Raw genomic sequence first — 11,982 nt, 5'->3', positions numbered from 1 at the left:
TTCCTTATCCATCATTACGCTTCGACTGAAAGGAGACATTGGCAAAACCGGCTTCGCCAGACCCACTCTTCTGCAAAATCGTAATTTGTAAATGAACTCTTGCTTTTACCGCATTTCGGGGCGAAGTCGTTTCAGAGTAGAAGCTCTCCCAGCCGCTTGCTTGCGGCAGAATCACTGCATTATGATGCGTGATCAATTTCCCCTTGGCATCGTAATAATTAATGACCACCTTCACTACCGACTGTTCGATGAGCGGTGCCTTGATTAAACCTTTGGTACTGTAGGTCTGTCCGCCCGAAATTTCCAAATCGCGGTACATATTAACCCCACCGGCCCGGTTTGAGCTGGCGCTGATCTTTTGAACGGTCATTTCCGACTGAGGCTGATATACCGATTCTGTAACCGAATACACATCCTGGGCAACAGAACTGTTGCCATCTTCCGCTGCTGATCCGGATTGTGTCTGTTCCTGGTAGACCGCTTCAGTAACTAAAGCAAACTCGGCGTCAACCCCGCTGGTAGCATACGATGTCCATCCGGAAGCAATGTTCGTTGTTGCTCGAAAAGAAGCATTTTCAGTTGGCGTATGAACAGCACTTAACAAATTACCACCTGCATCGTAAGTATAGGTGGTCCTGCCCTTTTCAGACTCTACGGCTGTGAGACGGTTCAGGTCATCATACTCGTACTGCTTGGCCGACACCTCCTGACTGAACGCCCCCAATCCGGATGCTCCAATGAACAAACTGGCAGCAATAAGCGACCTCATCATTTTCTTCAAACGACTCTATCTCCCTTCGAGAAAATAAAAATTTCTTCTTCAGAATGTTTCTGATAAATCTGCACTCTAACCCCCTTTAATAGTAATAAACACCATGTAAAACAAGGACATATTTCCCATGGTAAATAAATCCTCATACCTAGTCAATAGATTTTACAAATCCATATAGCCAGGCTGAATTTATTTTACATCTTGTACTCCTAACCATTGACCCAGGTTAATGGCCCTATATCAAGCCAAAAAAATAACCCCCAATGAATGGGAGTTAGCAAGCACTATAAAATCGGCGACAGCAGCCTGGAGACGGATTCTTTAATTTTAATCCAATTGGGCCGCTTCAAATATTCCTCATAGGTAAGCTGATGGGATACGGCGATGTCCTTTTCGAAAATACGCGCCATATGGCGGGCCATGCCTTCATCGTACAAAAATGCGTTCACTTCAAAATTCAGCCTGAAGCTGCGCACATCAATGTTAGCCGTGCCGACAGAGGCGATTTCCTCGTCCACGACGATGGTTTTCGCATGAATGAAGCCGTTGGTATAGATATAGGCATGGGCACCGATTTTCAGCATCTCGCCAACATGCGATAGGGTCGCCCAGTATACGAACATATGGTCAGGTTTGTCGGGAACCATAATATGAACCTCAACCCCGGACAGAATCGCAATCCGCAGTGCATCCAGCAGACTGGCATCAGGGATGAAATAAGGCGTCTGGATCAGGATCGATTTCTTGGCGGACGAGATCATTTTGATCAGACCGTATTTAATCTGCTCCGATTCCGAATCCGGACCGCTGGTCACAATCTGCATCCCGACGCAGCCCTCCGTGACCACTTCCGGGAACAGGTCCAGCTCATAGCTGATATCATGGTCGCGCGACGCCTGATTCCAGTCCAGAATGAACCGGGTCTGCAGCGCGTACACAGCCTGACCTTGAATCCTTAAGTGAGTATCCCGCCAATAGCCGAATTTAGGATTCAGACCCAGGTACTCGTCTCCGACATTGAAGCCGCCGATATAGCCAATTTTGCCGTCAATAATGACGATTTTACGGTGATTGCGGTAATTCAGCCGCATATTAATCAGATGGAGCTTGGATGGAAAGAAAACCTCCACTTCACCGCCTGCTTCACGGAAGCTGCGGAAGAAGCCTCGGGTTAACGAGCGGGAGCCCAGTTCATCATACAGGACACGTACCTTAACACCCTGCTTCGCCTTTTCCGTCAAGGCCTGCAGCAGCCTTTTGCCCAGAGCATCTCTTCTTATAATATAGTACTGCAAATGGATATAATCCTGCGCATTCTCAATATCCTCAAACAACTGGCCGAATTTATCCCTTCCGTCCGTAAACAGCAGGACTGAATTGTCCTCCGTGTACACCGCCTGGTTGTTGACAAGGTGCATATGAATCAGCTCTCTATAGTCTCTCGTGGCCGGATTGTGGAAGTGAAATTCATCCGAGCTGAGACTGCCCAACTGCCTTTGCAGCACCTTGTCTGTCCCCACCTTATTCAGGTCAGCCCATTGAAACAGATGCCTGCGGGTCAGATTCTGCGCAAACAGCAGATACAGCACAAAGCCGAGGACCGGTATAAAGCTGAGCACCAGCAGCCAGGCCCAGGTCGTGCCCGCATCTCTTCGTTCCTGGAACACAATGAACAGCGAAAAAATAATATTTAATACAATGACAAGGCCAAGCAAAATGGAAGTGATATGCATGCTGCCTCCTCTTACCCTCTTTTCTGTACTTTACACACTCTTTACCGCTTCTGTTCCGTGGTGTGCCGTATCCCGTAACCATTTTATCATGATTGCCACAGAATTCTATTCTGAAGCGTAAGTATTCTACTTTAATCGACCCGGATGTTCAAGTCCTGTACTATCAATATTTTAAAAAAATATATGTTTACCTTCCTGCGGTTATTTGATATTATAATCGCAATAATTCAACTGCGATGAAGAGAAGAGTAAATAAATGCATTCTTTTGCAGAGAGCTCCGTCCGGTGAAAAGGAGTAAAGAATAATTTATTGAAAAAAGACTCAGAGCAATGCACAGGAACCTGCATATATTATAAAGGGGATGGTGCGTCAGGAGCTCCTGTTACAGAGCTAGAGTATAAGCATTTCATTTCATGTTCAATGCCGTACTCGAAGAGGCTGATATGGTGACATATTGGCGAATTTGGGGTGGTACCGCGAGTATACATATCTCGTCCCTAAGACTAATACTGAGTCTTGGGGGTGAGTTTTTTTTATTTATACAAGATAATGCCAATTTAAATGGAAAGGATCTGAACATCGTATGACTGCAAAATTGAAGGTAGGTATCGTCGGAGGTACAGGCATGGTGGGCCAGCGGTTTGTGCAGCTGCTCGATCAGCATCCATGGTTCCAAGTCACAGCCATCGCAGCAAGTGCAAACTCTGCGGGGAAAACATATGAAGAATCCGTGCAAAACAGATGGAAGGTTCCGGGCTCCATTCCGGAAGAAGTGAAAAACCTCGTCGTTCAGGACGCCTCGAAAGTGGAAGAAGTGGCTGGCCAGGTTGATTTTGTTTTTTGTGCGGTAGACATGAAAAAAGAGGAGATCAAGGCGCTGGAAGAGGCCTACGCAAAAACAGGCACACCTGTCATCTCCAACAACTCGGCTCACCGCTGGACACCTGACGTGCCGATGGTCATTCCGGAAATTAACTCGGGGCATATCGAAGTCATTGCCGCCCAGAGAAAACGGCTCGGAACCTCCACCGGATTTATTGCGGTGAAGCCGAACTGCTCTATTCAGAGCTATGTGCCTGCACTTCACGCGCTGCTGGACTACAAACCGACCCAAGTGGTAGCATCGACCTACCAGGCGATCTCCGGGGCGGGCAAAAACTTCACCGATTGGCCGGATATGCTGGATAATGTTATCCCTTACATTGGCGGCGAAGAAGAGAAAAGCGAGCAGGAGCCGCTGCGCATCTGGGGCAGCGTTGCAGGCGGTGAAATTGTTAAAGCCAGTGCGCCTTTAATTACAACACAATGTATCCGTGTACCGGTAACGGACGGACATTTGGCCACAGTATTTGTATCGTTCGAGAAGAAACCTTCGAAGGAAGAAATTCTTGAGCGCTGGCAGCAGTTTACAGGACGGCCACAAGAGCTGGGGTTGCCGAGCGCGCCGAAGCAGTTCATCACATATTTCGAAGAAGAGAACCGACCGCAAACCAAGCTGGACCGCGACCTTGAGCACGGAATGGGCATTTCCACGGGCAGACTGCGCGAGGATACGCTCTATGATTACAAATTTGTGGGACTGTCGCATAACACCCTGCGTGGCGCGGCAGGCGGCGGCGTGCTGATCGCCGAGCTGCTGAAAGCGGAAGGTTACATTCAGGCGAAATGAAACAATTAACTGCGGAAAGACAAAACAGCAAGCATCCCGGTGAACGGGGGCTTGCTGTTTTTTTTATTGAGGCCATCAGATGTTACGCTACGATGTTAATGAGTGCTGGCCTGCAGATCATATTCATTTACCGTTGCTCCGTTGCGTGCGTATAACCAAGTGCTGCGTTTATCATGGCAGTATCAAAATAGTATGGAAATGCTTCGATAACCAAATCATCCTTAATTTTTAAAATTTGAGCGAAAGGTAGTCGGACTTCTATTTCAGTTTGCCTTGCCGTAGCCACTAAAGTCACTTCCATCCGAAAAGCAACATTCAGGGAATATCGGCATGATCGATGTTGCGGAAAGAAAGATAAGCCACCAGTACCCCCAACAGGGCTAAGGTCAACGGGATCGCAATAATCGAGCTAAGGCTGAAGCCCATATTATTGGACGAAATCACCGCAACAATAATAATTGACGAAACAATCGTCGCCGCCTCCGATTTCCGGCGCATCCCAAACGCCAGCGGCAGCAGGCTCATGCCGGCAGCAGCCAAAGCCTGAACCGCCGACCCCAGGTAATGCTGAAACAGGCTTCCCGACGTCATCACCATAGGAATGTCCCCAGCCATCCGGTTAACAAACAGCATAACCGTGCTGATCAGCAGGTTGGAAATGACAATGTTGATAAATGTCCATACGGCCACAATGATCAGCTTCGCAAAAATAATCTTTTTACGGCTTACCGGGTACGTAAACAGCAGTTCCATCGTTCTGTCCTTATATTCCCGGATAATCAGTCTGGATAGAAGCACAGAAGCATAGACAACAAAGGTGATACGGGTCAGAACATCGATTATTTTCAGCATCTCCGCATCGTTGGGAAAGACCTGTTCCAGGGTATCGTCCACAAACAAGACAAGCAGCATTAAACCTGCAATAATGGCATAGGCGATAAGCGCTCCCCATACATAGCCGCTCTTCCGTCCCTTCATCAACTCAAGCTTAATGAGATGCAGCATGTTCTTCACCTCCTCGTACAGCTTCCAAAAAGTACTCCTCCAACGTGCGGCTGCGGCGGTTAATGGCTTCAATCGGCACGTCACGGGTGATGAGTTGCCTGGAAAGCTCGCTCTGTGAGAGTGTCATATCATATATTTTCAACTGCTTATCTCCGGATATCTTGAAATTATGGATATTCAGATCATGCTCCAGCACGTAGGCTGCCCTGTTGACATTAAGCGTGATAATCTCCACATACTCTGTCTGGGTGCTGCGAATCCGCTCCATGGACACTTCCTCGATGAGGCGGCCGCTGTTGATCACACCAATCGTATCCGCGATCTGTTCAATTTCCCCTAGAATATGGCTGGATATGAGCAGGGTGATCCTGTACTCATCGCGCAATCGCTTAAACATGCTTCTCATTTCCAGGATTCCGTTCGGGTCCAGACCATTGATCGGCTCATCCAGAATGAGCAGCTCCGGCTTGGTCGACACCGCGCGTGCGATGCCCAGACGCTGCTTCATGCCAAGTGAATATTGATTCACAGGCTTGTGACGCGCGTTGCTTAATTGGACCAGGTCCAGCGCCTCTTGTATCATTTTGGGATTATGCATTCCCATGTATTCACAGTGCAGCTCTAGATTACGCTGTCCTGTCAGGTTTCCGTAAAAGACCGGGGTCTCAATGATATGGCCAATGCGTTTGAACGGTTCCGTTGCTCCGGGAGTCAGTCGTTCGCCGAACAGCTCTATCTCACCATCTGTTGGTTTAATCAAATTCAACAGCATTCGCATCACTGTTGTTTTGCCTGCACCGTTCGAGCCAAGGAATCCGTAAATCTCCCGCTCCTTCACGGTCATGCTCACACCTGAAATGACGGTACTGCCGCCAAATTGCTTCGTTAAATTACGTGTCCTGATCATGTGCTCATTCGCCTCATTCCTCATTTTGTCCTTGAAATGATCATACTGCGGCAAATGTTCTTTTTTATTAACCGATCCTTACGAATTTCTTACTTTGTTTCCTTAGCAGTCTTGAGCTTCACTGTAAAAGTGGTATGTATGCCCGGATGGCTTTCCAGCTCGATGACGCCTCCCAGACGCTCCACCAAACGCTTGGTGATCGTCAAGCCTAGGCCACTGCCCTGCACCTCCCGGTTGCGAGAATCCTCCAGCGTATACAAGCGCTCAAATACACGGCTCTGCTCCGTTTCCTGTATGCCCTTGCCGCGGTCCGTGACCTCCATCCGGATAGTTTCTCCTTCTGTTCGCACCGTCAACCCCAGGAATAAACCGTCCGCCCCATAACGTATTGCGTTCGAGATCAGATTATCCAGAATACGCCGCAGCGCTTCGGCATTCGCATAAACCCAGACTGGCTTGTCCGGAATATTAATAGCCACCTCAAAGCCCCGATGTGTCAGGATATCATAATAGGCCAGTATGGTTTGGCGGCAAAGGTCCGCCACGTCCAGCCGTTCGAAGAAAAGCTGATAATCCCCCGCTTCCAGCTTGGCCAAATCAAAAAATTTGTTCATCAGCTCCAGAACGTCCAAAGACTTTTGATGAATCTTGCCTAGTAGCCGCTCCCGCTCTGCTGCCGGCATATCACTGTCCCTTGAGAGCGCTTCAGCATATCCGAGCACTACGGTCAGCGGTGTTTTCAGATCATGTGAAATATTCGCCAGCATTTTGCGCATGGCCAGCTCGGTTCTGACATAATCATCCGCCGACCTGCGCGCGTAATCCAGCAGCTCATTCGTCCCTTGCAGCACACTTCGCAGCTCGGGAGAGCTGGTTACGACTTGGATATGCCCGCGATCCGCCTCATGAACAAGCTGTTCCAGGCGATTGGCCAAATAAATCAGCTCCCTGCGTTGAGTACGGTTCTTCAAGTGATTCATCAGGAGCAGCACCAGTAATAGACAAATGAGCATCAGCAAAATCCAGCTCACGTTACAGCTCTCCCAGCTTGTAGCCGATTCCCCACAAGGTGCGAATGATTTTCGGATTGGACGGATCATCCTCGATCTTCTCGCGAAGTCGCCGCATATGAACATTGATGACATTCTCGTCGCCATAGTACTCCTCGCCCCACACCGATTGGTAGATCTGGGCTTTCGTGTACACCCGTTTCGGATGCTGAACGAACAGCTTGAGAATTTGAAACTCCTTCGCTGTCAGCTTCACCGGTTCACCGGATTTGGTCACGATAAAGTTGTCCGGGTCTACACCCAAAGACCCCACTGTGATGACTCCCTGCTCCTGCCCGGCTGCGCCCGGGGCCGAATCTGCATATTCTGTAGCCCGGCGAATAGCGGCCTGCACCCGCGCAGACAGCTCCATCAGGGAGAACGGCTTCGCGATATAGTCGTCAGCACCGAATCTCAAGCCTAGCGCTTTATCCACCTCCCCATCCTTCGCGGACAGCATCACAATCGGCACCCGGCTCACGGAACGAAACTTTTGCAATAAATCAAGCCCGTTGCCTCCCGGCAGCATAATATCCAGCAGGATCAAATCAAATCGGCCCGAATCAAACCGCGCCGCCGCTTCTCCCGCATCCTTGGCGGTTTCAACCCGGTAGCCTTCCTTCGTCAAATAATCCACAACCATTTCGCTGATCGAGGCATCATCCTCAACCAGCAGCAACTCGCCAAGCATTCTGTCGGCCTCCTCTGGAGAAACACCTTATTTTTTCGAAAATATATTGAATAGTTTACATTTCCACAGGTTCAAGTATACTGAGCCCCTGTGATCGAGGCAATGCAGTACACAATATAGTGATGGATATGTTGTATATAATAATGATAAAATAAAGTCAAAAAAAAGCTATATAAAGGGAGTGTGTGGCAATGCAAATCAAACCCTCCAGTACGATACGTCAGGACTACAACGGTTTTTCGAAATTTTGCCATGAAATAGATGAACCTGTTGTTTTAACCCGTAACGGAGAAGCAGATCTAGTTGTCATGAGTCACGATGCTTATCGGCGCATGGAGGCGCGAATTAAATTACAATCGAAGCTTCTTGTTGCTGAAAAGCAAATTGCCGATGGCGAGGAATTATTAGACCATGACGAGGTCATGGCACGAATGCGGAGGAAAATAAATGCCGCAGAAGAAATTTAAAATAAAATACACTCCAGCAGCGGTCGATGATATGGATGAAATTTTTTCGTATATTGCTCAAGAGAATCTGGCTTGGGCTGAAAAAATGCTATCAAAGTTAAGTAGTAAAATCGGCGGACTTGCGGAGTTTCCCAACATGGGTTCAGTTTTATCTGAGGATGACTTTGTCTTAATTCAGCGTGGTTATCGCTTTATCGTTGTCTCCCCCTATCTGGTTTTTTACAGAATAATAGATGATACAGTTGTTATTCATCGTATTCTCCATGGTCGGAGAGATTATCTGCGGAACTTATTTTCATAACACTTAAAAAAGGTTGGGAACAGATGAACTTACTCCTGTTCCCAACCTATTGGACGATCAGAGGTCGCAGCTAAATTAAGCCGCGACCCTTTTTACTTTCCCCAAGTAGGCATAAGCACGCAGCAGCGGAGAGAACGAAGCAATTCCGGAAAAGCGGAGCGGTCGCCTTTGGCCCGAAGGGTCAACAGCGATTGCAGGAATGCTTCGTTCTCGGAGCGGACAACCGTCGCTCTATGCCTACACCATCACCTTACAGATATCATTCGTAAATTCAACAGGGTCCTGAATCGGCAATCCCTCGATCAGCAATGCCTGATTGTACAGCAGGCTGGTATACAGACCCAGCTTCGTCTTGTCATGCTCATAGGCATCCTTCAAGGACTTGAACACATCATGGTTGACGTTGATTTCCAGCACCTTGTCAGCTTGGACATTCTGGCTGTCAGGCATCGCCTGCAGAATTTTCTCCATTTCGATGGACAGCTCACCATCCGCCGTCAAGCAAACCGGATGGCTTTTCAGGCGTTTGGAAGCACGGACACCCGTCACTTTACCGTCCAGCAGCTTTTTCATTTCCTCGAACAGCTCTTTATGCCCGTTCTCTTCCGTTTCAGATGCCTTGTCTTCCGTATCGGCCTCAATGCCCAGATCTCCACTGGATACCGACTTGAAGGCTTTCTCCTTGTAGGTGCCGATTACCTTGATGGCGAATTCGTCAATATCGTCGGTGAAATACAGAATCTCATAACCTTTGTCAGCCACAAGCTCGGTCTGCGGCAGCTTCTCAATCCGCTCAACGGAAGTTCCGGCAGCGTAATAGATATACTTCTGATCTTCAGGCATTCTGGAAATATATTCGTCCAGGCTAACCATCTTCTTCTCTGTAGAGGAATAGAACATCAGCAGGTCCTGCAGCACATCCTTGTTCATGCCATAATCGTTATAGACACCAAATTTAAGCTGTCTACCGAAGGAAGTATAGAACTTCTCGTACTTCTCCCGCTCATCCTTCAATAGGCTAAGCAGTTGGCTTTTAATTTTGTTCTTGATATTTTTGGAAATCAGACTGAGTTGGCGGTCATGCTGCAGCATTTCCCGAGAAATATTCAAGGATAGGTCCTCGGAATCAACCATGCCTTTCACAAAGCTGAAATAGTCAGGTAGCAGGTCTGCACATTTGTCCATAATCAGGACGCCGTTGGAATACAGCTCCAGCCCTTTTTCGTATTCCTTGGTGTAATAATCGAACGGCGTATTCTCCGGAATAAACAGAATGGCGTTATAGACGACCGCACCATCCGCGCTGATATGGATATGCTTAATCGGCTTGTCAAAGCCATAACGCTTCTCGGCATAAAAGTTCTCGTAATCCTCATCTGTCAGCTCGCTTTTGTTCTTCCGCCAGATCGGAACCATGCTGTTCACCGTTTGCTCTTCAACAGCTTCCTCAAATTCCGTCTCGCTACCTTCAACCGGCTTGCTGACCTTCACGTCCATTTTGATCGGATAACGGATGAAATCGGAATATTTCTTGATAATCGCCTTCAGACGGTATTCTTCAAGAAACTCATCATAGCTGTCCTCTTCCGTGTTGCTCTTGATTTTCAAAATAATATCCGTGCCTACCGTTTCTTTCTCACTCGACACAATGGTGTAGCCGTCCGCCCCCTTGGACTCCCACTTGAACGCTTCATCACTACCCAAGGCTTTGGTCATCACGGTTACTTCATCTGCTACCATAAAGGCAGAATAGAAGCCGACCCCGAATTGGCCGATGATATTGTGACCGTCCTTCAGCTCATTTTCATTCTTAAAGGCAAAGGAGCCGCTCTTCGCGATCACGCCCAAATTGTTCTCTAGCTCTTCCTTGCTCATGCCAATCCCGGTATCGGAAATGGTCAATGTCCGGCTCGTCTTGTCTGCCGTAATTTTGATATAATAATCCGCTTGGTTGAAAATAAGCTGGTCGTCCGTCAGTGCCTTATAATAAATTTTGTCAATCGCATCACTGGCATTGGAAATCAGCTCACGCAGAAAAATTTCACGCTGTGTATAGATCGAGTTAATCATCATTTCCAGCAGGCGCTTGGACTCTGCTTTGAATTGCTTTTTGGCCATTAGTGGAACCCCTCTCCCAATCAAGATATTTAGCACTCATCACACATGAGTGCTAATCCTTCTTCTTATATAACATATACTAATTTTGGATGTCAATTGAATTTGGAATTGGGGTTGGCCGACTCCTGCCGCAAATAGTGAGCTAATTTATTTTAAGCCCGATCACGCCAATCACAATAATGGCAATACAAATCCACTGCCGCAGCGTGATGACCTCGTGAAACAAATAATATCCCGCCAATGTGATCAACAGTGTGCCTAAGCCGGACCAGATGGCATAAGCAAGACTCAGATTCAGCGTGCGCACCGCCAAATTGAGCGAAGTGAAGCTGAGTCCGTAAAAGATAAACATCAGCACAGACGGGAGCAGCTTTGTAAAACCTGCTGAATACTTCATAATAATGGTTCCTGTCAGTTCCAAAGCGATCGCTATGGATAAATAGATCCAGCCCACATATTTTCATCCTTTTTGCCGGACAGATTGTTGTTCGTGCACGGATTGTCCAATCCGCAGCTCATCATATGAACGGATCATCACATCCGCTTGCGCCAGCGTCTCACCGGCACCGATACCCATGGTTAGACTAACGCCTGCCAGCCGCCCGGTCTGCATGTCTCCCGCAGTATCTCCAATAAGCACCGTTCTTGCCGGCAGAACACCCAGCAGCTCACAGGTTTTGAATACGATTTCGGGTGAAGGCTTTCCGTTGATCACCTGGTCTCTGCCCATAATCACCCCGAAGCGGTCTGCAACGCCAAGCCATTCCAGATGCTTGACCGCTTCCGCTGTCTGATCCGCCGTAACAACCGCCAGCGGAATGTCCGCTTCCATACAGCGGGACAAGAAGGCCATCAGACCGGGGAGTGGGACGACTGGGCGTTCCCGCTCCACCTCTGCATCAGCCGCTGCCCGGATTTCCCTTACCCGCTGCACCGCCTGATTCCAGGACATGCCGCGGGTATATAGTTGCCATGCCAGGGCCCCCTCGATTTCCGGGATGGAAGCAATTGCTAAAGGCCCCTGCAGATCATAACCAGTAACCCGCGACATCCCGTCAAGCTCAACACCGAGCAGTGACTCTGGCGTAAAATCCACGCCCTTCCCCAACGCTTGAATAGAACCCACCATGAGCGAGGTCATGACTCCAGCCCACGTTCCCCACAAGGGCAGAAATTGCAGCAAAGTGCCGTCCTTGTCAAAAAGAATCGCATCGACCTCAACCTCGTAGCTATTCAACTGCAGTACTGCCGTCATTCTCCCATTCTCCT

Annotated in this window: 12 protein-coding genes and 1 other annotated feature; of the genes, 3 read left to right on the top strand and 9 right to left on the bottom strand. The window is 48.4% G+C overall.

The genetic code is table 11. The annotated features are described in order from the left end of the window. Nucleotides 1–4: 4 nt before the first annotated feature. Nucleotides 5–781 (bottom strand): RHS repeat domain-containing protein, encoded by a 777-nt coding sequence (locus OIN60_RS03325; RefSeq protein WP_442417845.1) that lies wholly within the window; start codon nucleotides 779–781, stop codon nucleotides 5–7. 275 nt (nucleotides 782–1,056) lie between these two features. Further along, complete coding sequence (cls, locus tag OIN60_RS03320) at nucleotides 1,057–2,505, bottom strand: cardiolipin synthase (protein WP_305753458.1); 1,449 nt, start codon at nucleotides 2,503–2,505, stop codon at nucleotides 1,057–1,059. 227 nt (nucleotides 2,506–2,732) lie between these two features. After that, nucleotides 2,733–3,008 (top strand) — a binding site (T-box leader). A gap of 81 nt (nucleotides 3,009–3,089) precedes the next feature. Here cls and asd point away from each other — a divergent pair. Beyond that, nucleotides 3,090–4,175, top strand: coding sequence for an aspartate-semialdehyde dehydrogenase (gene asd / locus OIN60_RS03315; protein ID WP_305753457.1), 1,086 nt, complete (start codon nucleotides 3,090–3,092; stop codon nucleotides 4,173–4,175). Nucleotides 4,176–4,490: 315 nt separating this feature from the next. Here asd and OIN60_RS03310 read toward each other — a convergent pair whose 3' ends face one another. From OIN60_RS03310 to OIN60_RS03295, 4 genes are all read right to left on the bottom strand, one after another. Then, entirely contained in the window at nucleotides 4,491–5,180 is a 690-nt protein-coding gene (locus OIN60_RS03310) for an ABC transporter permease (protein WP_305753456.1), read from the bottom strand. Beyond that, nucleotides 5,164–6,087 carry an ATP-binding cassette domain-containing protein gene (locus OIN60_RS03305; protein WP_305753455.1) on the bottom strand — a complete coding sequence of 308 codons (924 nt, stop codon included), beginning with the start codon at nucleotides 6,085–6,087 and terminating at the stop codon, nucleotides 5,164–5,166. The genes OIN60_RS03310 and OIN60_RS03305 overlap by 17 nt, the downstream gene beginning before the upstream one ends. A gap of 89 nt (nucleotides 6,088–6,176) precedes the next feature. After that, nucleotides 6,177–7,118, bottom strand: coding sequence for a sensor histidine kinase (locus tag OIN60_RS03300; protein ID WP_305753454.1), 942 nt, complete (start codon nucleotides 7,116–7,118; stop codon nucleotides 6,177–6,179). 1 nt (nucleotide 7,119) lies between these two features. Further along, nucleotides 7,120–7,827 carry a response regulator transcription factor gene (locus tag OIN60_RS03295; protein ID WP_305753453.1) on the bottom strand — a complete coding sequence of 236 codons (708 nt, stop codon included), beginning with the start codon at nucleotides 7,825–7,827 and terminating at the stop codon, nucleotides 7,120–7,122. Nucleotides 7,828–8,018: 191 nt separating this feature from the next. Here OIN60_RS03295 and OIN60_RS03290 point away from each other — a divergent pair, with 191 nt between their 5' ends. Continuing rightward, a complete protein-coding gene (locus OIN60_RS03290; RefSeq protein WP_305753452.1) occupies nucleotides 8,019–8,294 on the top strand; it encodes a type II toxin-antitoxin system Phd/YefM family antitoxin in 276 nt (91 codons plus the stop codon). Beyond that, nucleotides 8,275–8,595 carry a type II toxin-antitoxin system RelE/ParE family toxin gene (locus OIN60_RS03285; RefSeq protein ID WP_305753451.1) on the top strand — a complete coding sequence of 107 codons (321 nt, stop codon included), beginning with the start codon at nucleotides 8,275–8,277 and terminating at the stop codon, nucleotides 8,593–8,595. Before OIN60_RS03290 ends, OIN60_RS03285 begins: the two co-directional genes overlap by 20 nt. A 237-nt stretch (nucleotides 8,596–8,832) precedes the next feature. Here the strand turns inward: OIN60_RS03285 and htpG are convergent, their stop codons facing one another. From htpG to OIN60_RS03270, 3 genes are all read right to left on the bottom strand, one after another. Further along, complete coding sequence (gene htpG / locus OIN60_RS03280) at nucleotides 8,833–10,713, bottom strand: molecular chaperone HtpG (protein ID WP_305753450.1); 1,881 nt, start codon at nucleotides 10,711–10,713, stop codon at nucleotides 8,833–8,835. A gap of 142 nt (nucleotides 10,714–10,855) precedes the next feature. Then, nucleotides 10,856–11,167, bottom strand: a complete 312-nt coding sequence (locus OIN60_RS03275; RefSeq protein WP_305753449.1) for a DMT family transporter — start codon at nucleotides 11,165–11,167, stop codon at nucleotides 10,856–10,858. Between the two features lie 6 nt (nucleotides 11,168–11,173). Then, on the bottom strand, nucleotides 11,174–11,968 hold the full coding sequence (locus tag OIN60_RS03270; RefSeq protein ID WP_305753448.1) for an HAD family hydrolase: 795 nt from the start codon (nucleotides 11,966–11,968) through the stop codon (nucleotides 11,174–11,176). Nucleotides 11,969–11,982 lie beyond the last annotated feature (14 nt).

The organism is Paenibacillus zeirhizosphaerae (assembly GCF_030705605.1).
Lineage (GTDB): Bacteria > Bacillota > Bacilli > Paenibacillales > Paenibacillaceae > Paenibacillus > Paenibacillus zeirhizosphaerae.
The sequence above is the reverse complement of the archived record's forward strand: the minus strand, read 5'-3'. Positions and strand labels throughout refer to the sequence as shown.

Excerpts from the sequence above, each read along its gene's own strand:
- cls (WP_305753458.1), bottom strand. The coding sequence starts at position 2,505 with ATGCATATCACTTCCATTTTGCTTGGCCTTGTCATTGTATTAAATATT.
- OIN60_RS03295 (WP_305753453.1), bottom strand. The coding sequence starts at position 7,827 with ATGCTTGGCGAGTTGCTGCTGGTTGAGGATGATGCCTCGATCAGCGAA.
- asd (WP_305753457.1), top strand. The coding sequence starts at position 3,090 with ATGACTGCAAAATTGAAGGTAGGTATCGTCGGAGGTACAGGCATGGTG.
- OIN60_RS03285 (WP_305753451.1), top strand. The coding sequence starts at position 8,275 with ATGCCGCAGAAGAAATTTAAAATAAAATACACTCCAGCAGCGGTCGAT.
- OIN60_RS03290 (WP_305753452.1), top strand. The coding sequence starts at position 8,019 with ATGCAAATCAAACCCTCCAGTACGATACGTCAGGACTACAACGGTTTT.
- htpG (WP_305753450.1), bottom strand. The coding sequence starts at position 10,713 with ATGGCCAAAAAGCAATTCAAAGCAGAGTCCAAGCGCCTGCTGGAAATG.
- OIN60_RS03270 (WP_305753448.1), bottom strand. The coding sequence starts at position 11,968 with ATGACGGCAGTACTGCAGTTGAATAGCTACGAGGTTGAGGTCGATGCG.
- OIN60_RS03310 (WP_305753456.1), bottom strand. The coding sequence starts at position 5,180 with ATGCTGCATCTCATTAAGCTTGAGTTGATGAAGGGACGGAAGAGCGGC.
- OIN60_RS03305 (WP_305753455.1), bottom strand. The coding sequence starts at position 6,087 with ATGATCAGGACACGTAATTTAACGAAGCAATTTGGCGGCAGTACCGTC.